The organism is Ruegeria sp. CDSA246, assembly GCF_059611225.1.
In genome coordinates this window covers 223,036-242,343 of the sequence record NZ_JBXWPD010000004.1, presented here as the reverse complement: position 1 = coordinate 242,343, position 19,308 = coordinate 223,036, and the positions used below count along the sequence as shown (strand labels likewise).

At 57.6% G+C, this 19,308-nt stretch carries 22 protein-coding genes; 8 read left to right on the top strand and 14 right to left on the bottom strand.

Translation table 11 applies throughout. The annotated features are described in order from the left end of the window. Positions 1 to 30: 30 nt before the first annotated feature. The 9 genes from AC2FI9_RS07075 to secG form a co-directional block, all read right to left on the bottom strand. Positions 31 to 744 (bottom strand): transporter substrate-binding domain-containing protein, encoded by a 714-nt coding sequence (locus tag AC2FI9_RS07075; RefSeq protein ID WP_058276110.1) that lies wholly within the window; start codon positions 742 to 744, stop codon positions 31 to 33. Between the two features lie 31 nt (positions 745 to 775). Next, positions 776 to 1,552 carry an ABC transporter ATP-binding protein gene (locus AC2FI9_RS07070; RefSeq protein WP_496766838.1) on the bottom strand — a complete coding sequence of 259 codons (777 nt, stop codon included), beginning with the start codon at positions 1,550 to 1,552 and terminating at the stop codon, positions 776 to 778. A gap of 125 nt (positions 1,553 to 1,677) precedes the next feature. Then, a complete protein-coding gene (locus AC2FI9_RS07065) occupies positions 1,678 to 2,421 on the bottom strand; it encodes a phosphate/phosphite/phosphonate ABC transporter substrate-binding protein (RefSeq protein ID WP_496766860.1) in 744 nt (247 codons plus the stop codon). Between the two features lie 5 nt (positions 2,422 to 2,426). Then, a complete protein-coding gene (locus tag AC2FI9_RS07060; RefSeq protein WP_496766837.1) occupies positions 2,427 to 2,864 on the bottom strand; it encodes a tellurite resistance TerB family protein in 438 nt (145 codons plus the stop codon). A gap of 20 nt (positions 2,865 to 2,884) precedes the next feature. After that, positions 2,885 to 3,334 (bottom strand): tellurite resistance TerB family protein, encoded by a 450-nt coding sequence (locus AC2FI9_RS07055; protein ID WP_058276107.1) that lies wholly within the window; start codon positions 3,332 to 3,334, stop codon positions 2,885 to 2,887. Between the two features lie 110 nt (positions 3,335 to 3,444). Continuing rightward, on the bottom strand, positions 3,445 to 4,221 hold the full coding sequence (locus tag AC2FI9_RS07050) for an isocitrate lyase/PEP mutase family protein (protein ID WP_058276116.1): 777 nt from the start codon (positions 4,219 to 4,221) through the stop codon (positions 3,445 to 3,447). A 160-nt stretch (positions 4,222 to 4,381) separates the two neighbouring features. Next, the gene (locus AC2FI9_RS07045) at positions 4,382 to 4,864 is read right to left on the bottom strand and encodes a bacterioferritin (RefSeq protein ID WP_496722126.1); all 483 of its coding nucleotides are present in this window, start codon (positions 4,862 to 4,864) and stop codon (positions 4,382 to 4,384) included. A gap of 123 nt (positions 4,865 to 4,987) precedes the next feature. Further along, positions 4,988 to 6,631 (bottom strand): CTP synthase, encoded by a 1,644-nt coding sequence (gene pyrG, locus AC2FI9_RS07040; RefSeq protein ID WP_496766836.1) that lies wholly within the window; start codon positions 6,629 to 6,631, stop codon positions 4,988 to 4,990. 158 nt (positions 6,632 to 6,789) lie between these two features. Continuing rightward, on the bottom strand, positions 6,790 to 7,155 hold the full coding sequence (secG, locus tag AC2FI9_RS07035; RefSeq protein WP_058276104.1) for a preprotein translocase subunit SecG: 366 nt from the start codon (positions 7,153 to 7,155) through the stop codon (positions 6,790 to 6,792). A 150-nt stretch (positions 7,156 to 7,305) separates the two neighbouring features. Between secG and nthA the strand changes: the two genes are divergently transcribed. From nthA to AC2FI9_RS07010, 5 genes are all read left to right on the top strand, one after another. Further along, positions 7,306 to 7,920, top strand: a complete 615-nt coding sequence (gene nthA, locus AC2FI9_RS07030; protein ID WP_496766835.1) for a nitrile hydratase subunit alpha — start codon at positions 7,306 to 7,308, stop codon at positions 7,918 to 7,920. Next, complete coding sequence (gene nthB / locus AC2FI9_RS07025; RefSeq protein WP_496766834.1) at positions 7,917 to 8,594, top strand: nitrile hydratase subunit beta; 678 nt, start codon at positions 7,917 to 7,919, stop codon at positions 8,592 to 8,594. The genes nthA and nthB overlap by 4 nt, the downstream gene beginning before the upstream one ends. Then, on the top strand, positions 8,591 to 8,926 hold the full coding sequence (locus tag AC2FI9_RS07020; protein ID WP_496766833.1) for a nitrile hydratase accessory protein: 336 nt from the start codon (positions 8,591 to 8,593) through the stop codon (positions 8,924 to 8,926). The genes nthB and AC2FI9_RS07020 overlap by 4 nt, the downstream gene beginning before the upstream one ends. Positions 8,927 to 9,141: 215 nt before the next feature. Then, complete coding sequence (locus AC2FI9_RS07015; RefSeq protein ID WP_496766832.1) at positions 9,142 to 10,434, top strand: adenylosuccinate synthase; 1,293 nt, start codon at positions 9,142 to 9,144, stop codon at positions 10,432 to 10,434. Further along, positions 10,434 to 10,676, top strand: coding sequence for a DUF2842 domain-containing protein (locus tag AC2FI9_RS07010; protein ID WP_496722135.1), 243 nt, complete (start codon positions 10,434 to 10,436; stop codon positions 10,674 to 10,676). Before AC2FI9_RS07015 ends, AC2FI9_RS07010 begins: the two co-directional genes overlap by 1 nt. 73 nt (positions 10,677 to 10,749) lie before the next feature. On the opposite strand, the gene AC2FI9_RS07005 is transcribed toward AC2FI9_RS07010, so the two are convergent. Then, complete coding sequence (locus AC2FI9_RS07005; protein WP_496766831.1) at positions 10,750 to 12,381, bottom strand: hypothetical protein; 1,632 nt, start codon at positions 12,379 to 12,381, stop codon at positions 10,750 to 10,752. A gap of 121 nt (positions 12,382 to 12,502) precedes the next feature. On the opposite strand from AC2FI9_RS07005, the gene AC2FI9_RS07000 reads away from it, so the two are divergent. Further along, on the top strand, positions 12,503 to 13,210 hold the full coding sequence (locus AC2FI9_RS07000) for a thiamine diphosphokinase (protein ID WP_496766830.1): 708 nt from the start codon (positions 12,503 to 12,505) through the stop codon (positions 13,208 to 13,210). Here the strand turns inward: AC2FI9_RS07000 and AC2FI9_RS06995 are convergent. Genes AC2FI9_RS06995 through AC2FI9_RS06980 form a run of 4 tightly spaced genes read right to left on the bottom strand, consistent with a single transcriptional unit; the run spans position 13,155 to position 16,620 of the window. Continuing rightward, a complete protein-coding gene (locus AC2FI9_RS06995; RefSeq protein ID WP_496766829.1) occupies positions 13,155 to 14,069 on the bottom strand; it encodes a DMT family transporter in 915 nt (304 codons plus the stop codon). The genes AC2FI9_RS07000 and AC2FI9_RS06995 overlap by 56 nt on opposite strands. Before the next feature lie 39 nt (positions 14,070 to 14,108). Further along, a complete protein-coding gene (locus AC2FI9_RS06990; protein ID WP_496766828.1) occupies positions 14,109 to 14,519 on the bottom strand; it encodes a GFA family protein in 411 nt (136 codons plus the stop codon). A gap of 24 nt (positions 14,520 to 14,543) precedes the next feature. After that, on the bottom strand, positions 14,544 to 15,917 hold the full coding sequence (locus AC2FI9_RS06985) for an L-serine ammonia-lyase (protein ID WP_058274837.1): 1,374 nt from the start codon (positions 15,915 to 15,917) through the stop codon (positions 14,544 to 14,546). 1 nt (position 15,918) lies between these two features. Next, positions 15,919 to 16,620: a glutathione S-transferase family protein gene (locus AC2FI9_RS06980; protein ID WP_496766827.1), complete on the bottom strand. Its 702-nt coding sequence runs from the start codon at positions 16,618 to 16,620 to the stop codon at positions 15,919 to 15,921. A 167-nt stretch (positions 16,621 to 16,787) separates the two neighbouring features. Here AC2FI9_RS06980 and rpiA point away from each other — a divergent pair, with 167 nt between their 5' ends. Both rpiA and gor read left to right on the top strand, forming a co-directional pair. Continuing rightward, a complete protein-coding gene (gene rpiA / locus AC2FI9_RS06975; protein ID WP_496766826.1) occupies positions 16,788 to 17,573 on the top strand; it encodes a ribose-5-phosphate isomerase RpiA in 786 nt (261 codons plus the stop codon). 323 nt (positions 17,574 to 17,896) lie between these two features. Beyond that, complete coding sequence (gor, locus tag AC2FI9_RS06970) at positions 17,897 to 19,255, top strand: glutathione-disulfide reductase (protein WP_496722148.1); 1,359 nt, start codon at positions 17,897 to 17,899, stop codon at positions 19,253 to 19,255. Positions 19,256 to 19,308 lie beyond the last annotated feature (53 nt).

The window sequence follows — 19,308 nt, the reverse complement described above, 5'->3', positions numbered from 1 at the left end:
CCGGTATTGGGGCGCGCAACCTGATTCAGATCAGAAGGTCGAGGACACTTCCCATTTGGTGATCAGCTCGTTCAGGCTGCCGTCGTCCTTCATGGACTGGATGGCAGTGTTGAGCTTCTCTTTCAGATCACCGTCCGACTCGCGCACACCGATGCCGACACCACCGCCCAGCGGGACATCTTCGGCGACAAAGCGCAGGTCCGCGTCTTCATCTGCAATCGGCGCAAGGAAAGACTTATCGGCCAGAACGGCGTCAGCTTCGCCATTGCGCACGGCTGCGATGGTTTCTTCGGGGCTGGCGAACTCGACCAGAGTTGCGCCGGATTCAGCAATGTAACCGGCCTGAATGGTGCCGGTCTGTGCCGCAACAACGCCGTTCGCGACATCTACGTCGTCGGAGGTTGCAACATAAGCCGACGGATCTGGCGGCGTATAGTTCTGAGTGAAATCAATCACTTCGTCGCGCTCGTCGGTGATCGACATGCCCGCGATGATGACGTCATAGTTGCCCGACACCAGGTTCGGAATAATCGAATCCCAGTCGTTCTTGACCCATTCGCATTCCAGATTTGCGCGCTTGCACAGCTCGTCACCCAGCTCACGCTCAAAACCGTCGATCTCTCCAGCGTCATTGATGAAGTTCCACGGAGGGTAGGCACCCTCGGTGCCCATGCGGACCGTATCGGCCATGGCCATACCGGCGCTCAGCGCCAGTGCTGCTGTGGTCAGAATCAGGTTTTTCATTGTTACTCCCCTTTTTGGTTCTGTCCTGAATTTATGCCGCCATGGTGGCGGAGAGAAAACCCTGAAGTCGCGTGGATTCAGGGGTCGTAAAGATGTCTTCCGGCAGGCCTTCTTCTTCGATGAGGCCTTGATGCAGGAACACCACATGGCTTGAGATATCGGCAGCCATTTTCATATCGTGTGTCACGATGATCATGGTGCGACCCTCGGCGGCCAGATCCTTGATCACTTTGATCACTTCCTGTTCCAGTTCGGGGTCCAGCGCCGAAGTCGGTTCGTCGAACAGCAGGGCCTGAGGCTCCATGCACAGGCCGCGCGCAATTGCGGCGCGCTGCTGCTGACCGCCCGACAGTTGCGCAGGATACGCGTCGCATTTGTCGCCGATGCCGACCTTTTCCAGATACCTACGGGCGCTGTCTTCAACCTCGGCCTTGTCGCGGCCCATGACGGTCACTGGGGCCTCCATCACGTTTTGCAGGATGGTCATATGGGCCCACAGATTGAACTGCTGAAAAACCATCGACAGGTTTGTGCGAATACGCAGGACCTGTTTGGGATCGGCCGGACGGCGGTTATGTGCGTTGCCAGTCCAGCGGACAGGTTCGCCCTTGAACAGGATTTCGCCCTCTTGGCTGTCTTCCAGCAGGTTGCAACAACGCAGAAGTGTCGATTTTCCGGACCCTGATGAGCCGATCAGAGAAACGACGTCGCCGCGTCTGGCGGTGATATCCACCCCTTTCAATACCTCAAGATTGCCAAAGCTCTTGTGTAGGTTCTTGATCTCGATGACCGGAGTGGAATCTGTCACGGGTGGTCCAGTTGTTATTGGTGTTGGTGCGGTACTAGGGCTGAAAATTCAGTGCAATGCAATGCGCAAATGACACGGAACGGGCCACAAACTGTCAAATTGATCAGACGTTCTGGCCAAAGTGGTCACGGATCGATCAATTTGGCAGCCTCAGGGGACGGGTCGGGAACGGCAAGGTAATGCTCGGCTGGAATGTCGATCAGACCGCGCAAATGCAAACTCTTTTGGTCAGCGGGGGAAAGATCGTTGATGGCTGCACGAACCGCCTTTGCAATCTGGGGCGCATCCTGACCATTGGCCGTGATGTAGGGCAGGGCGGGCGAAGGTTCCGTTGCTGAGAACTCGCGAAGCTCAGCGTCCAAATTCGTGTGTTCCTTGAGCAATTCCCACGTAAGCGCATCCAGCGCGGCATAATCCGCGCGGCCTTCCGCAACAGCGGCTACCGAAAGGGCATGACCGCCAGTTTCCAACACAGAACTTGGAAGGCGGCTGTGACGTGACAGATGAACCATGGGCGCAGCCCAACCGGATTGAGACAATGCCTCATTGTAAGCAAAGGTGCCGTTGGCAAGCTGATCCAGATCGCGGGTATCGTCTTTTAGGGCCACGATAACAGACCGGTAGTATCCTGGCGGACAGCCTGCCAAACCGTAGTCCGGCGTACCAACAAGCTGAACTTTACCGTGCAATAGGGTGCGGTAAGGCATGCCGCAGGTTTGGGAGAAAACAAGGTCAGGGCTATGCCAGATATCCCAAACGTCGGCGCCACGTGTCAGGTGCGTGGGGCCAAAACCAAGATGCGCCCGAATCAACGACCAGAAACGATCATTGGCTGGTTGCAGCGCGGGCATGTCATACATGCCCAGCATTGAAATCACGATTTGGCCGCCTTTTGCCGGGCCAGGGCGGAATCGACGTCGCTGACACCCAGCAAGCTGACAACCAGACGCAGCAGCGAATCTTCTTCGCCAGTACGATGCCCATCAGCCAGCGCGACCGACCACATCGCCTGAACTACGGCCAGACGATCTTCGTAAGCGACGGCCTCTTTGATCGCGCGGGTAAAGCGGACAGTATCGGGGGCTTCGGCTTCTAGATCCTCGGCGCTAGCGCGAAGGGCTGCGGCCTCAAAAGGGGACAGGCCATAGCGTTCCGTCGAAATCCGGTCGATTCGGGCCATTTCCGTGTCGGCATAGTCGTTGTCGGATCTGGCGATGCGAACCAGAAGGGCCGTAAGGGCCAAACGGGCGTCGTTATCGGCAAGTGGGTCGGGCTGCGGCTGCGTGAGCCGGGACAGAAAATCGCTGAACATGAATTGGTTATAGAAGCGGACTACTTCTGTTCCAAGCGCGTTTGTACCCGTTCATGCGCTTCTTGGCTGTCTTTAAAGCTCAGGCCCATGGCGATGCGGGCTTCTTCGACGATCTTCATTTCGCCTTCGTCCGAATTGCCATCGGCCAGAACGACCTCCCACAAAGCGTCCAGCGCGGCCAGACGTTCCTGCAGGTCGGTTGTTTCGCGGATCAACTTGCCGAATGTATCGGTGTCTGGCGCGGCGGCGTGCAATTTTTCGCAGGTGGCGCGGACCTTGGCGGCCTCGATCGCGTTGTGCTGATAGAGCCGCGCAAGAATGCGGTCGATCAGGCTGATTTCTTCCAGTTTGTAATCCCGATCCGCCTGCGCCACGCGCACCATCAAAGCACCCAAAGCCAGTTCGGCGTCAGGATCGGGCAAATGGTCGTGCTGTGGCGGGCGAAACGCCTGAAGGAATTTTTTCAACATGCCGCGAGGTTATTCCATATTTTGTGGCCCGCCAAGCGCTGACTACCCGTCATAGCCCTGAATGGTCACAACTTTGCCGGTATCCGCTTGTATCGGTATCTACCCTCTGGCTAGGCGCCTGACTGCAGCGCCTGTTTCGCTTGTTCCTGCAGCCAGCCGAGCATCTTCCGATACGGCACAGGCCCATAACTGATCCGGGCGACGCCCAGCGACGCAAGCGTCGCGGTATCCGGCGTCCCGGGCAGGGCAATGATATTCACAGGTAGATCAGTCGATTCGCAAAGCCGGGCGATCATGTCCTCATCCTTGAGGCCGGGTGCAAAGAATCCGTTGGCACCCGCGTCGGCATAGGCTTTGGCGCGGGCCATCGCATCGTCGAGCATCGCCTCGTCATGCGTTTCCGGCGCAGCCTTCAGGAAGATGTCCGTTCTGGCGTTGATAAAAGCAGGGACGCCAGCGACGTCACACCCTTCGCGCATCGCACCAACGCGGGCGGCTTGGGTTTCGATGTCGTATAGGTCCTTGGTGCCGACAATCTGGTCTTCGAAGTTGAAGCCGACGACACCTGTTTCAAGTGCACTTTGGACATTGGCGATGATTCCCACCGCGTCCTCGGCATAGGCCCCCTCGAAATCCAAAGAAACAGGAAGGTCTACGGCGCTGACGATTCGGCCGGCGTTGTCCAAAGCGACATCCAGCGGGATGTTCTGGCCGTCGCCAAACCCCTGCGCCATTGCAACGGGTGCGCTGCCGGTCGCCAATGCCATGGCGCCTGCATCCCGCACGGCACCGGCGCTGCCAGCGTCCCAGATGTTAAAAAGGATGACCGGATCGCCCTTTTTGTGCAGGGCCGCAAAGGTTTCTGCGTTTTGGATTTGATCGGTCATTTGGGCCTCTCCTGTCATCATTTACTTAACAGTAACCACTTGGAACCGTGCCCGAGTAGTGTTTTTTGGCCGCACACCGTCACTTTGCGGTGACGAACGAAAATGGGCCAACATTTGTTGGCCCGAATCCTTCGACATGGTGAGATCAGTTGCTGAGGAGTCAGTCTTCGCCGGCTGTGCTCGACACGTATCGAGCGCTGAACGCCGGCTCACCCAATCGTTTGAGCAGCGACAATTCGGTCTCCAGCCACGCCTTGTGACCTTCTTCTTCCAGCAGAATTCGCTCAAACAGGGTTCGGGTTCCCACGTCACCGGCCTCAGCCGCCTGTGCCGCAGCTTGGGTGTAGAAGTCGATGGCTTCCATTTCATCCTTCAGGTCCGCGGTAAACATCTCTTCCAGGTCGTCCGCCGCCTTTGGGTTTTTCTGAAGCTCAAGCTCTGGCTTTGCGCCAAGGAAAAGAATGCGTTCGATATAGGCATCAGAATGCCCCAACTCTTCCTGCATCTCGCCTCGCATCTTCTCGGCCAGGATGTCCAAACCCCAATCGTTCAGTACATGCGAATGCAGCTGGTATTGATGCGCTGCGGTCATTTCCATGTGAAGCGCTTGTTGGAGGTTTGTTATCGTTGTCGCATTGCTCATCTGAAAACTCCTAAATCTTTGAACTGCATCCATGGTGCACGGCAGGTGGACCTGCTTGTTCAAATAGTTAGGAGGTTACACCCCACAAAACAATGCGGGGTGACAGTCCGACACAGACACCACTTAAACGAGGCGCGAGGTGTCTTTCGCTGCGCGCACAAAGTCGCGGAACAGGGGGTGTGGATCAAATGGCTTGGACTTCAGTTCCGGATGGTACTGTACGCCGATGAACCACGGATGGTCTGACCATTCTACGATTTCCGGCAGACGGCCATCGGGCGACATCCCCGAGAAGTTCAAGCCAGCTTTTTCCAGCTTGTCGCGGTACTTGATGTCCACCTCATAACGGTGCCGGTGGCGTTCTTCGATATTGGTGCCGCCGTATACCTCTGCCACTTTCGAGCCATCGGCCAGTACCGCGTCATAGGCGCCCAAACGCATGGTACCGCCTTTATCGTCACCGACCTTGCGTTCGACCTTGTGATTGCCCTGCACCCATTCTTTCAGGTGATAAACAACAGGCTCAAAACGTTTATTGCCCGCTTCGTGGTCGAACTCTTCTGAGCCCGCCTCTGTGATGCCAGCGGCGTTGCGGGCTGCTTCGATTACAGCCATCTGCATACCAAGGCAGATTCCCAGATAGGGCACTTTGTGTTCGCGCGCGTATTGCGCGGCTTTGATCTTGCCTTCAGTCCCGCGTTCGCCAAATCCACCGGGAACGAGGATCGCGTGGAAGCCTTCCAGATGCGGGGCTGCGTCTTCGGTATCAAATACCTCGGCATCGACCCACTCGACCTTTACGCGAACCCGGTTGGCCATACCGCCATGGGTCAGGGCCTCGGCAATCGACTTATAGGCATCTTCAAGCTGCGTGTATTTGCCGACGATGGCGACTTTGACTTCGCCTTCAGCATTGTGGATGCGGTCGCTGACATCTTCCCATTTTGTCAGATCGGGCTTGGGGGCAGGGCTGATCTGGAACGCATCCAGAACCGCCTGATCCAGTCCTTCGCGGTGATAGGCCAGTGGGGCGTCATAAATGGTCGACAGATCCTGTGCCGCGATCACGCTGTCGGGGCGCACGTTACAGAACAACGCCAACTTTTCGCGTTCTTTGACCGGGATGGGACCCTCGGAGCGACAGACCAGAATGTCAGGGGCCAGACCGATCGAGCGCAGCTCTTTCACCGAGTGCTGCGTCGGCTTGGTTTTCAATTCGCCCGAGGCCTTGATGTAAGGTAGCAAGGTCAAGTGCATGAACAGGCATTGGCCGCGTGGCTTATCCTGGCTGAACTGACGGATGGCTTCGAAGAAGGGTAGGCCTTCGATATCGCCGACTGTGCCGCCAATCTCGCACAGCATGAAATCGACCTCATCCTCACCGATCGAGATAAAGTCTTTGATCTCGTTGGTGACGTGCGGAATCACCTGAATGGTCTTGCCCAGATAGTCGCCGCGGCGCTCTTTCTCGAGTACGTTGGAATAAATCCGACCCGAACTGACCGAGTCGGTTTTGCGCGCTGCCACACCGGTGAAACGTTCGTAGTGACCAAGATCCAGGTCGGTTTCGGCTCCGTCATCGGTCACGAACACTTCGCCATGCTCGAACGGTGACATCGTGCCGGGGTCAACGTTGAGATAGGGGTCCAGCTTGCGCAGACGTACCGAATACCCTCGGGCCTGCAACAGCGCGCCCAAAGCCGCCGAAGCCAGTCCTTTACCCAAAGACGAAACCACACCACCAGTGATGAAAATAAAACGCGCCATGTTTTCGGCTGCTCCCGTGAGACGTCAAAATCAGCTGCCCGACGGTTCCGAAAAACCGCTGCACCACGGGACTTCACATATAAAGGATTCGCGCCAATAGCGCAAGAGAACCGCAAGATGCTGTTGCAGTTCTCTTTCAAGTTTCTAGGTTTTGTGGATCAGTTGGCTTGTGGGATCAGCGGCGCGTTGTCGCCATCTGCCGGAGGCAGCAGATCGTCAGCCGACGGAACCGCAGGTGTGCTTTCCTCGGTCGGTGCTGGTGCCGGAACGCCCAAACGGTCGATCACCGAACTGCCCGAGGATTTCTGAGCGGCCAGAATGGTCAGCGTGATTGAAGTCACGATGAAACAAGCGGCCAGGATCCACGTCACCTTGCCCAAAGCAGTCGCTGCGGCGCGTCCGGTCATGGCGCCGCCGCCCCCGCCGCCCATGCCAAGGCCACCGCCTTCGGACCGCTGCATCAGAACAACGGCAATCAGGCCAAGGGCCAGGAGGAGGTGGATGATGAGAACGACGTTTTCCATGGTGTTCCTGTACAGCGTGGCGTGTATCGCGTGGTACTTATGCAAGTTTGCCAGCGGGGGCAAGTGAGGAGTTGGCATCAAGATCGGTGATGTTCCGGATCACGGCAAAGGGACTGGACAGCATGGCCGCACCTCGCGCAGGCTGCGGCCATGCCACATGATGATCACGACCACCCGCACACCCTTTTGCCACCTGATCCTGCGCTGCGGGTAAAGGCGCTGGAAACGATTCTGACTCGTAAAGGTCTGATCGATCCGGCGGCGCTGGATGAAATTATTGATACCTATCAGAACAAGATAGGTCCGCAGAATGGCGCGCGGGTCGTTGCCAAAGCCTGGACCGACCCGGACTTCAAAGCCGCATTACTGAAAGATGCCACATCGGTTGTCGCCGATCTGGGTTATTACGGGCGTCAGGGTGAACACATGGTTGTCGTCGCAAATACCCATGAACAGCACAACATGGTCGTATGCACCCTGTGCAGCTGTTACCCGTGGCCGCTGCTTGGTATTCCGCCGGGTTGGTACAAATCCGATGCCTATCGGGCGCGGGCTGTGCGTGAGCCGCGCAAGGTTCTGGCGGAATTTGGTGTGACCCTGCCCGAAACTTCCTCAGTTCGCGTTTGGGATTCGACGGCCGAGGTGCGGTACCTTGTGCTTCCGATGCGGCCAGAAGACACGGATGGCTTAACAGAAGACGAGTTGGCGGCGCTTGTCACACGCGACAGCATGATCGGAACCGGTTTGCCAAAGGTGCCATCATGACCCGAGTTCACGATATGGGCGGGCGCTTTGGCGATGGGCCTGTGCTCCCTGAACCCGAAGATGCCCCGGTCTTTGCCGAAGACTGGCATGCAAGGGCATTGGCCGTAACACTGGCAGCGGGATCGCTTGGGCAGTGGAACATCGACGTATCCCGGCATGCGCGCGAGAGATTGTCGCCTAAGGACTACGCCCGTTTTTCTTATTACGAGAAATGGATTTCGGGGCTTGCGGACCTTCTCGTCGAAACAGGCGTGCTGACAGATGAGGATCTGCGCGGCGAGACAGACGGCGACAATCACCCCCTGGCAAGCCGCGTGCTGAAGTCTGACGCGGTTGCGAAAGTGTTGGCCAGCGGCGGGCCTGCGGATCGCCCTTCAAATGTGCGGGTGAAATTTGAACCGGGGCAAAAAGTTGTGACCGCCCGTCAAGCCGCGAACCGCCTTGTCGACGGCGGGCATACGCGTTTGCCCATGTACGCCACCGGGGCAAAAGGGCGCATCCTTATGATGCACGGAACGCATGTGCTGCCGGACTCTAGTGCTCATAGGTTGGGGGATGCACCCGAGCCGCTTTACGCCGTGGTCTTTCCGGCATCCGAGCTTTGGGCCAATCCCGAACACTCGCAGGATGAAGTCGTTTTGGATCTTTGGCAAAGCTATCTGGAACTCGCATGAGCGACTGCATAACTCATACTGCTCCCGAACCAGCCTTCGCAGAGCCCTGGCACGCTCAGGTCTTTGCTGTGACGGTTGCCTTAAACGAGGCCGGACGGTTCGACTGGCCGGATTGGGCGGCGCGCTTTTCGGCCAGCTTGAAGCAGAACGGTTTGGATCGCGAACTGAATGGAGGGGATGACTACTTTTTTGCCTGGCTGGAAACGCTCGAGGCGTTTTTGGCCGAGCAAGGTGTCGCAGCTCCAGATGAAGTGGTCCAATTTCGCGACAAGTGGGAAGAGGCTTATTTGACCACCTCTCATGGACAGCCGGTGCGGTTGGCCAAGGGGTAGGGGGCTCTGCACTCGTTGCCCGTGCCGGGCACTTCCCCCGGGGGTATCTTCAGCCAGATGAAGCGGGGGATCCGTTTCTTCACCTGGCCAAAAATATCCCCGCCGGAGGCATCGTGCGCAGCACGATCTCTGCATGCGTCGAATTACCGGTTTCCCTGTCGCTTTCCCCCCGTTATACGAGCCGAGTTTGATAACTCAGCGCAAAAGGACCGGATATGGCCAATGTGGTTGTTGTCGGCGCCCAGTGGGGTGACGAAGGAAAAGGCAAGATCGTCGACTGGCTCAGCGAGCGTGCAGACGTGATTGCACGCTTTCAGGGCGGACATAACGCCGGGCACACGCTGGTCATCGACGGAGAAGTATACAAGCTGCACGCGCTGCCGTCGGGTGTTGTGCGTGGCGGCAAGTTGAGTGTCATCGGCAACGGTGTCGTTCTGGACCCATGGCACCTAATCAAAGAGATCGGAACCATCCAGGCGCAGGGCGTTGAAATCACCCCTGAAAACCTGATGATTGCGGAAAACACACCGTTGATCCTGCCCTTCCACGGGGAACTGGATCGGGCACGTGAAAGTCAAAACTCGGTTGCGAAAATCGGGACGACCGGTCGCGGAATTGGTCCTTGTTACGAAGACAAGGTTGGTCGCCGCGTGATCCGTGTGGCTGATCTGGCTGACGATGCAACGCTGGCATTGCGAGTTGATCGCGCTCTGGTTCACCACAATGCGCTGCGAAACGGGCTTGGACTGGAGCCAATTGACCGAAATGCACTGATTGTCCAGCTGAAAGAGATCGCGCCAAAAATCCTACCCTTTGCCGCGCCGGTTTGGAAAGTGCTGAACGAAAAGCGCAAGGCTGGCAAACGCATCCTGTTCGAGGGCGCACAGGGGGCGCTGCTGGATATCGACTTCGGTACATATCCGTTTGTAACCTCGTCCAACGTCATTGCCGGTCAGGCATCAACAGGCGTCGGCATCGGTCCCGGTTCGATTGACTTCGTTCTGGGCATTGTCAAAGCCTATACAACCCGCGTGGGTGAGGGCCCGTTCCCAACCGAGTTGGACGACGACGATGGTCAGCGGCTTGGTGAGCGCGGGCACGAGTTCGGGACCACCACGGGCCGTAAGCGCCGTTGTGGGTGGTTTGACGCCTGCCTTGTGCGCCAGACCTGTGCGACCAGCGGTGTGAACGGCATCTCGCTGACCAAGCTGGATGTTCTGGACGGTTTCGAGACCCTGAAAATCTGCGTTGGGTATGAGCTGGACGGCGAACGTCTGGACTACCTTCCGACGGCCGCGGATCAACAGGCGCGCTGCAAACCGATTTACGAAGAGATGCCGGGTTGGAGCGAATCCACCGAAGGGGCGCGCAGCTGGGCGGATCTGCCGGCCAATGCCATCAAATACGTGCGCCGGGTCGAAGAGCTGATCGATTGCCCCGTCGCCCTTTTGTCCACCAGCCCGGAGCGGGATGACACCATTTTGGTGACTGACCCGTTTGCAGACTGATGGCAGAGGAACAGAAACGAGGCCTCAGCTATAAAGCGCGCCGTCGCTGGTCACTAGTGCTGCTGCTGGTTGGGTTGCCTCTTTATATTGTGGCGGTCGTGACGGTTGTGAATTGGCTAGACCGCCCGCCGCTCTGGCTTGAGCTGCTAGTCTATATTGGTCTGGGCATCGTGTGGGCCTTGCCTTTCAAATTCGTGTTCAAAGGCGTTGGGCAAGCAGACCCGGATCAGTCGCAAGACTGAGAGGGCGATTCATTTCCCGTACAAAAAAGGGCCGATGATTGCATCGGCCCCGTTTCTTTTGATTTTCTTAAGTTCAGCCTGCAGCGCGCTCGTCATCGGGGCGGAACCCGATCTGTGTTGAGGCGGCAAAACGACCACCACCGGCTTTTTCGATCTTGCCGTCCCGAAGCAATTGACCGAACGAGCGCAGGCTTTCTTCGCGGTTGAAGTCGTCCTGCTTGAGTGAGCGGATCTTATTCATCAGCTGCGGGCGCGAGAATTGTTCCTGACCTTCGATGAACGACAGGTAAGCGGCGGCAGCCTCTAACAGGTCAGGCAGAGATTGTGCACCTTGTTCCTGTGCAAAAAGGGCAAAACCACCTTCTTCGTTGGAATCGTCGGCTTCGTCTTCTGATTTGGACGTGACGCGGCGGGGGGTCACGGGGCCGGCGTCCTGTTCATTTGTGTCAACCCGCTGTTCTGCAACCAGCTTCAAGGGGGATGAAGTGTCGGATTGCGGGCGCATGCTGGTGACTTGAATCTCGGGGCGGCGCGGGCTTACGACCGACGTCAGATCGCCACGATATCCGCTTTCTTCGGAGTCTTCGTCCCGCGGCTGGTTCCCGCGCTCAGCTTCGGTCGCAGCGACTGCCGTGCGCAGATGTGAATATGTTTCGCGCTGCGTGCTGGTCGCCGGGTCATCCATCTGGCTGTCCGCCTTGTCCATCAGGCGGGACAAATCCTGATCCAGGGCCGTTTCGTTCGGTGATTGACCACCCATTGCGGCCTCAACCTTCGAGATCTCGCTTAGAACATTGGCCTCATCCTCGGCGGTCAGATAACCCTCTTGGGTCTCTGCGACTTCATCTATCAGATCCTCTTCGGTCTCTTCGCTCAGGATATTGACGGGCTCATCAGTTTCGGTCGTTTCCTCAAGATCGGTGAACAGCGCCGAGGGTGCAGGCGCCTCTTCCTCGTCTTCATAATCTGCGTCCTGCTGCATCGAGAATGGCTGCACGGATTCTACCGGTTCTTCCGTTGCTTCGGCCTCTGCCGCTGGCGCTGCCACGGCGGGGGTATCCGCGATTTCTTCTGCTTCAAAAGCCGGCGCCATCGGTTCAACAGCTGCGTCGGGCTTGTCCGTTTCCGAAAGGTCCGATGCGTCGAGCGAGCCTGCCTCAAACGCGGCGGCGATCGCATCCATCGGTGCAGCTGGCTGACTACCCAGGCTTGCGTCCTCGTCTTCTGTATAAATCACCGAGTTTTCTTCGGAATGCGAAACGACGGCGCGGATGCGCTGCAGTTTGGCGGCAATGCTGTCCGCAGCCGGGGCAGGCGCGCTTTCGACCGGCACGGCGTCAGCGAAAAACGAGTCGGCCCGTTGTGCAGGGGGGGTGGCACTGTGGCTCATCACATGGGGGTCTGCTTGCGCAGCGGTTGGAACCGCAGCAGGGGCTGGCTTTGCAGCCTGCTGGGTTGCACGCAGCAACAGGCCGGAATCGCTCTGGCTGGCTTCTACATGTTTTGCGGCGTCGCGCCGTGCGATCCGGGTCAGCATTTCTGCGTCAGGTTGCGGGGGTTCAGAACCAAAATACCGATCATCGGCAGAAAGATCACGGAAGTATTCAGCGATTGCCTTCATCGTTTCGAATGAATCGTCGAATCCTTCCAAAGTGCAGGAGAAGGTTCCATAAGAAACGGTCAATACCTTGTTGTTCTGTACCATCAGACGCACGTCCTCTACAAACTACGAGAGCCAACCACCTTATGCAGGCACACCCATTGGCTCGGAACTCTTTGCATGAACCTATCATTTTGTGGTCTCAATGTGTCCAAATCCGGGAAAAATGATCAATCTAAGTAAAAATCGCCCAATTGTGCGGTCATTTGAGCCAATTGCACTGGTCGGAGGCGGGGAAATCGGCCCTGACGACCTAAATGTGATGCTGATTCGCGCCAAGACGGTTGTGGCGGCCGATGGTGGGGCAGCCCCTTTGGTAGAATCGGGTCGCATTCCGGATGCCGTGATTGGCGATTTTGATTCGCTGGACAGCCGGCACAAAGACCAAATTCCGGTGGACCGGTTGTATCCTATACGGGAACAAAACAGCACGGATTTTGACAAGGCTCTGCGCAGCATCGAAGCGCCTGTCGTGTTGGGGGCCGGGTTCCTGGGCGGGCGGCTGGATCATCAGCTTGCTGTTCTTAACACATTGGTCCAGAGGCAGGATCGCCCCTGCGTCTTATTGGGTGAGACTGAGGTCGTCTTTCACGCGCCGCCGCGGGTTTCCCTTAGTATCACACCCGGCGATGTCGTTTCACTGTTTCCGTTCCAACGGGTAACCGGTGCCAGCAAAGGCCTTGAATGGGCCATCGACGATCTGGTTATGGAACCCGGCGGGCAAGTAGGCACATCCAACCGTGCGCTGGCAGATGTTGAGCTGACGGTGGATGCGCCGGGATTGCTGGTGATGGTGCCAAGGTATGCGCTGGATCAGGTTATGCAGGCGTTTGTGTCGGGGCAGACCGGGCGCTGGCCCGCTCGCGCAGAATGACATACAGGCCCGCGGCGACGGTGATGCCGATGCCGACGGCGGCCATGCTGTCCGGAAGGTCATGGAAAATCAACCAGCCAAAGAACGTGGCCACTGGGATCTCAAGATATTGCATGGGGGCCAGCGTGGCGGACGGCGCATAGCGCAAGGACCAAGTCATGAACAGATGCGCGACTGTGCCCAAGACACCGACCCCGATCAGCAGCAGGTGGCTTTCGCGCTCGGGAACAATGAAGGACAGCTCCCAAATATTGCCGAGTGTTCCCAGCGCTAGAACCGGCAGCAGCAGAACCGTCGCCATCACTCCGGATACAGCCTGCAAGGCAATCGGGTCGGTGTCCTTGGCAATCTGTCGTGTCACCAGCATGAAAAGGGCAAAGGCCACCGCAACGACCAAGGGCAACAGGGCTGCGGCGCCAACCTGAACAAAGCTGGGCTGGATGACCAGCAGAGTGCCCGCGAACCCGACACCGCAGGCGATCAGGCGGCGCATACCAACCTCTTCACCCAGCACGCACTTGCCCAGCAACAGCATGATGAAGGGCATGACAAAGGCGATGGCGACCGCGTCCGCCAGCGGCAGGTACTGCAGTGCGCTGAACATTGCTGCGATAGCAATGATGTGCAGAACTGTTCGGATAAGCGCCAGCCACATAAGACGTCCGCGCATGCGCCAGTGCCGACCGGTCAGGCCCACCAAAGGTATCAGGATCAACGACTGAACGGCAAAGCGGATGAACACCAAAACGCCGACCGGTGTCGTCCCACCCAACAGCTTGGCGATGGAATCGCCCATCGGTGCAATCACGCAAAAACACAGCATCAACAAGATGCCAAAGACGGGACGATCCTGGGTCATGCGGCGACGCTACGGGTTTTGGTGCCCGGGTGAAAGCGTCTATGAAATCGGCTGGACCTTTGTGTAGTCCGGTCCGATGCAGACGGGCAGGTCGTCGTCCAGTTTCAGCCAATCCAACCGTTCTTCATGGGCCACGTGCAGTGTGGGCTGCAATTGGTTGGGATCCTCTAACGTGGCGACATACAAATGCAGCACGTCCGACATGGCTTGCGATCGAAACGAGATCGGCGTGCCGCAATCGGGACAAAAGCTGCGCTCGACACCGGGCGAGGAATTAAAGGTTTTCGGCGACTCACCAGTCCAGCGCCATTGCCCGTCGCGCACGCCAAAATAGGTCGTCATCGGCGCGGCGCATTGCCTGCGGCAACTATCGCAATGGCAGCTCACGCAGGACAGGACCGGAGGATCAACCTCGTAGCGGATGGTGCCGCACAGGCAATGTCCTTGCATCGTTGACCTCCGTTGCTGTCACTGTCAGCAGTTTGGCACGTTTACGGCCAACCCGCCCAGAGACGTTTCCTTGTACTTCTCATGCATATCATGCCCGGTCTGGCGCATGGTTTCGATCACTGAATCCAGCGGTACGAAGTGTTTCCCATCGCCACGCAGCGCAAGTGAAGCAGCAGAGACGGCTTTGATGGCCGCCAAACCGTTGCGTTCGATGCAAGGAACTTGCACCAGACCAGCGACCGGGTCGCAGGTCATGCCCAGATGATGCTCCAATGCAATTTCGGCGGCGTTTTCGACCTGCTCGGGCGTACCACCCATCACGGCGCAGAGGCCCGCTGCAGCCATTGCCGAGGCGCTTCCAACTTCAGCCTGACAACCGGCTTCTGCACCCGAGATCGAGGCGTTGTATTTGACCAGCCCGCCAATGGCCGCTGCCGTAAGGAGGAAGTCCTCGATATGGCTTTCCGAGGCACCGGGAACGTGGTCGAGGTAATAGCGCAGTACGGCAGGCATCGTACCAGCTGCCCCGTTTGTGGGCGCAGTGACGACTTGCCCGCCAGCCGCGTTTTCCTCGTTTATCGCCATCGCATAGACGCTCATCCAGTCGTTGATGGTGTGCGGCGCGTTCAAGTTCATACCCCGTTCGGCCAACAACGCGTCATGGATGCCCTTGGCGCGGCGGCGCACTTTCAGGCCGCCGGGCAGAATGCCATCCGTCTTCAGTCCACGTTCGATACAGTTGTTCATGACTTCCCAAAGCCGGGCGGTGCCTTTGGCGAAACTGTCCGCACAGCCCCGCGCGATTTCATTCTCGCGCTTCATCTGGGCGATGCTTTTGCCGCTGGCGTTTGCCATCTCAAGCATTTCGGCCGCCGAGTGGAACGGGAAAGGCACGGCAGGGCCGTCATTGGTGGCTTTGCCTTCGGCGAGTTCCTCTTCGGTCAGAACAAAACCGCCGCCTACGGAATAATAGACTTGCCGCAGAATCACGTCGCCTTGCGCATCGGTGGCCATCAGGATCATCCCATTGGCATGGCCGGGCAGGTTGTGGTCGTAGTCAAAGATCAGATCGGCCTTTGGATCGAATTGCAGGGTCGGCAACCCCTCGGGCGTGACAGAGTGCGTTTCAGCAATAGCAGCCAGCGCGGCCTCGGCCTTGTCGTTGTCATAGGTGTCAGGAACAAACCCGGCCAGCCCAAGGATCGTAGCCCGGTCGGTTGCGTGGCCCACACCGGTAAAGGCCAGCGATCCGTGCAGCGATCCGCGAAGACCGGCGAATTCAAACGGCGAGGCGCGCATTAGGTCCAGAAACCGTGCGGCGGCAACCATCGGCCCCATTGTGTGTGACGAGGACGGGCCGATGCCCACTTTGAACATATCAAAAACAGACAAGAACATATCAGGTAGCAGAGCCTTCTGGAGGGTGAGCATAAGATGGACTGGTGAAGGGGGTAACCCCCAACCCCTCGGCCGCGATGGCAGCCCGGGTTGCGGGACGGCTTTCCAGGCGCATCAGAATGGATTGCAGGTAAGGCGTATCCGCCAGTTGATACCAACTGCGATCAGCGCGCTCCGGGTAAAGGGCCATCCACCGCATCTGGCAGGCAAGGTAGTATGTAAGAACCGAGGGCTGATCCGCGTTCAACCAGTTGGGCGCAGTTTTTGCCACGTCATCCAGAACCCGAAGATGTTGGCGCAGGCGCGGGCGGATACCGTTGCGCAAGGTTTCGGCCTGTGCCGTGTCGATGTATTTTTCGGCATAGAACAGGATGCGCAGATCGGCATGTAAAGTGTTCGATGCGAAAAAGAGCCATTTCAGGAACGCAGCCCGATCCGGGTTGTCAGGGGCGGGAGCCAGTTGCGCATGCGTATCTGCCAGCCACAAAAGGATGGCGGCTGTTTCAAAGATCGGACCTTGTGGCGTTTCAAGAACCGGGATCAGGCCGTTCGGATTCAACCCTCTGTAAGCCGCGCCATCCTGTGCGTTTTGCCGACGATCCACCAAAGCCGTCTCATAAGGCAGGCCCATCTCTTCCAGCACCAGTCTGATCACCAGAGAGGCATTGTCGGGGGCAAAGTGCAATCTATAGGGCGCGTTCATGGGCTGTATCTATACACCAGCAGGGATGTCGAACGTCTCGATTGCGACGTTTCCAATAGGAAACGCGTAGTTTCGCGACAAGTTGGCCTGTTGGATCGGCGAATTGGCGCTCGCAGTTGCGTCGGACATTCCGTATAAATTCCGCAATACCAAGGGGGAATGCAACAATGACCGGAGATTTGTCACCCATAGACAAAGCCAAATTTGTCGCGGCGCGACGGGCCGCCGATATAGTTCAGGACGGGATGCGTGTTGGGCTGGGCACCGGATCAACGGCCGCCTGGATGGTCCGCCGTCTGGGAGAGCGGGTGCAACAGGAAGGTTTGCGGATCAAGGCTGTTCCGACCTCAACCCGTACCGCGCAACTGGCCCGTGAGTTGGGGATCGAGGTTGTCTCGCTGGATCAGGCGGGTTGGCTGGACCTGACCATCGACGGCGCGGATGAATTCGACGGCGATCTGAACCTGATCAAAGGTGGAGGCGGCGCGCATCTGCAGGAAAAGATTGTAGCCACGGCCAGCGATCAGATGATCGTTATTGCAGATGCCGGGAAAGAGGTCGAAACGCTGGGCGCATTCCCGTTGCCGGTTGAGGTGATCCCTTTTGGCTGGCAGACCACGCGAACTCTGATTCAAGAAGCGCTCGATACGATGGACGTTCTTGGCACTTCGGCGGTGTTGCGTATGAACGGCGAAGCACCGTTTGTCACGGACGAGGGCAATCACATTCTGGACCTTCACCTTCAGCGCATCGGAAATGCCAGGCAACTGGCGCTGGTGCTGAATCAGGTGCCGGGTGTGGTCGAAAATGGTTTATTCATCGACATCTGTGACAAAGTTGTGATCGGCCACGGCGATGGTCGGGTCGAGCTGCGCGATATCAACGATGGAGTGATCGACTTGGATCATTTGGTCGATGGTGGTGAAAACCTGTTTTCGGATCTGGCGGATTAAGCGGAACAGACACAGATCGCTCTAGGTCACTCGTTATTTGTGGGCGATGCATTGACTTAAGTGAAGTCGTAACCACGAACGATTTGGGACACGTTTTATTGGACACTTGGCGTGACTACTCCAAGATGCAGAGGCTGCCGTTGAATAAAACAAATGCAACCATATCTGGGCGTTTGATCACAACACTGCAGCGGTTCCCTGCGCAAGTTCGAGAACTCGGAGAGGCTGGAGTCCCGGCGATCACTCTGGACAGCAGCGCGAGATAGAGTACACCTCATGCAAGGCCTGCGGGCGCTTGCGGAAATTTGAAAGAGGCAGGACAAATGAGCTTTGACTATGATCTGTTCGTTATCGGCGGAGGCTCAGGCGGGGTCCGTGCGGCGCGTGTGGCAGCTGGCGAAAACGGTGCCAAAGTGGCGCTGGCCGAAGAGGATCGCTATGGCGGAACCTGTGTCATCCGGGGCTGTGTGCCCAAGAAGCTGATGGTCTTCGCCAGTGAATTCTCGGGCATGGTCGGTGATGCGCAGGCCTATGGCTGGGACATTCAGACCGGTGCTTTGAATTGGGATACCTTTCACGGCAAGCTGGTGACCGAACTGGACCGGCTTGAAGGCATCTACCGCAATATCCTGAAAAACAACGGCGTCGAAAGCTTTGATCAACGTGCAACCGTAGTCGATCCACATACGGTCGAATTGGCGGATGGGACACGCAAGACAGCCAAGCACATCCTGATCGCCACAGGTGGTCGTCCGGTCGTGCCCGAGTTCCCGGGATCGGACTTGGCGATTACGTCGAACGAGATCTTTCACCTTGAAAAACTGCCCCAAAGCATTCTGATCGTCGGTGGCGGCTACATTGCCAGCGAGTTTGCCGGAATCATGAACGGGTTGGGAGTCCAGACCACTCAGTTCTATCGCGGTGCGCAAATCCTGCGTGGCTTCGACGAAGAAGCACGTGGCCTGATCTGCGAAGAGATGCGCCAGAACGGCATTGATGTTCGTCTGGGCACCAACGTGCTGGAAATGACCAAGGAAGGCGACAAGATCCGCGTTAAGGCCACCGATGGCACCGAGGATCAGTTCGACGTGGTCATGTACGCCACAGGGCGTGCGCCGAATGCAGACAACCTGGGCCTTGAGGCGCTGGGCGTGGAACGTGGCCGCAAAGGTGAGATTGTAGTCGATGAGTACAGCCAGACAGGCGTGCCCTCGATCTATGCCATTGGCGATGTTACCGACCGCGTAAATCTGACGCCGGTTGCGATCCGTGAAGGCATGGCGTTTGTAGAGACCGTTTTCAAAGGCAACCCGACTCCGGTGGATCATGAACTGATCCCGACCGCGATCTTCACCCAACCGGAATTCGGCACTGTGGGCTTAAGCGAAGAAGAAGGCGCGGCACAGGAACCGATTGAGGTTTACGCGACATCGTTCAAGCCGATGCAAAAGGCCTTTGCCGGTGGAACGCAGCGCGTGTTGATGAAGCTGATTGTCAGCCAGGCGACCCGTAAGGTTCTGGGTTGCCACATCGTCGCGCCGGGCGCGGGTGAGATGATCCAGCTGGCTGGCATCGCCGTTAAAATGGGCGCAACCAAGGAAGATTTCGACCGCACGGTTGCCGTTCATCCGGTGATGGCAGAGGAATTGGTAACAATGCGGCAACCTGTGCGCACTGCTTGATTTGCAACCGCGCGCACACAAGTTACAAGGGAACCCGTGATCACACGGTCCAA

Coding starts and splice junctions, on each gene's coding strand:
- AC2FI9_RS07015 (WP_496766832.1), top strand. CDS start 9,142: ATGGCCAATGTGGTTGTTGTCGGCGCCCAGTGGGGTGACGAAGGAAAA.
- AC2FI9_RS07060 (WP_496766837.1), bottom strand. CDS start 2,864: ATGTTCAGCGATTTTCTGTCCCGGCTCACGCAGCCGCAGCCCGACCCA.
- gor (WP_496722148.1), top strand. CDS start 17,897: ATGAGCTTTGACTATGATCTGTTCGTTATCGGCGGAGGCTCAGGCGGG.
- AC2FI9_RS07020 (WP_496766833.1), top strand. CDS start 8,591: ATGAGCGACTGCATAACTCATACTGCTCCCGAACCAGCCTTCGCAGAG.
- AC2FI9_RS06985 (WP_058274837.1), bottom strand. CDS start 15,917: ATGTTCTTGTCTGTTTTTGATATGTTCAAAGTGGGCATCGGCCCGTCC.
- nthB (WP_496766834.1), top strand. CDS start 7,917: ATGACCCGAGTTCACGATATGGGCGGGCGCTTTGGCGATGGGCCTGTG.
- AC2FI9_RS07055 (WP_058276107.1), bottom strand. CDS start 3,334: ATGTTGAAAAAATTCCTTCAGGCGTTTCGCCCGCCACAGCACGACCAT.
- AC2FI9_RS07005 (WP_496766831.1), bottom strand. CDS start 12,381: ATGGTACAGAACAACAAGGTATTGACCGTTTCTTATGGAACCTTCTCC.
- AC2FI9_RS06980 (WP_496766827.1), bottom strand. CDS start 16,620: ATGAACGCGCCCTATAGATTGCACTTTGCCCCCGACAATGCCTCTCTG.
- AC2FI9_RS07010 (WP_496722135.1), top strand. CDS start 10,434: ATGGCAGAGGAACAGAAACGAGGCCTCAGCTATAAAGCGCGCCGTCGC.
- secG (WP_058276104.1), bottom strand. CDS start 7,155: ATGGAAAACGTCGTTCTCATCATCCACCTCCTCCTGGCCCTTGGCCTG.
- AC2FI9_RS07065 (WP_496766860.1), bottom strand. CDS start 2,421: ATGCTGGGCATGTATGACATGCCCGCGCTGCAACCAGCCAATGATCGT.
- AC2FI9_RS07000 (WP_496766830.1), top strand. CDS start 12,503: ATGATCAATCTAAGTAAAAATCGCCCAATTGTGCGGTCATTTGAGCCA.
- nthA (WP_496766835.1), top strand. CDS start 7,306: ATGCCACATGATGATCACGACCACCCGCACACCCTTTTGCCACCTGAT.
- AC2FI9_RS07075 (WP_058276110.1), bottom strand. CDS start 744: ATGAAAAACCTGATTCTGACCACAGCAGCACTGGCGCTGAGCGCCGGT.
- AC2FI9_RS06995 (WP_496766829.1), bottom strand. CDS start 14,069: ATGACCCAGGATCGTCCCGTCTTTGGCATCTTGTTGATGCTGTGTTTT.
- AC2FI9_RS07045 (WP_496722126.1), bottom strand. CDS start 4,864: ATGAGCAATGCGACAACGATAACAAACCTCCAACAAGCGCTTCACATG.
- pyrG (WP_496766836.1), bottom strand. CDS start 6,631: ATGGCGCGTTTTATTTTCATCACTGGTGGTGTGGTTTCGTCTTTGGGT.
- AC2FI9_RS06990 (WP_496766828.1), bottom strand. CDS start 14,519: ATGCAAGGACATTGCCTGTGCGGCACCATCCGCTACGAGGTTGATCCT.
- AC2FI9_RS07050 (WP_058276116.1), bottom strand. CDS start 4,221: ATGACCGATCAAATCCAAAACGCAGAAACCTTTGCGGCCCTGCACAAA.
- rpiA (WP_496766826.1), top strand. CDS start 16,788: ATGACCGGAGATTTGTCACCCATAGACAAAGCCAAATTTGTCGCGGCG.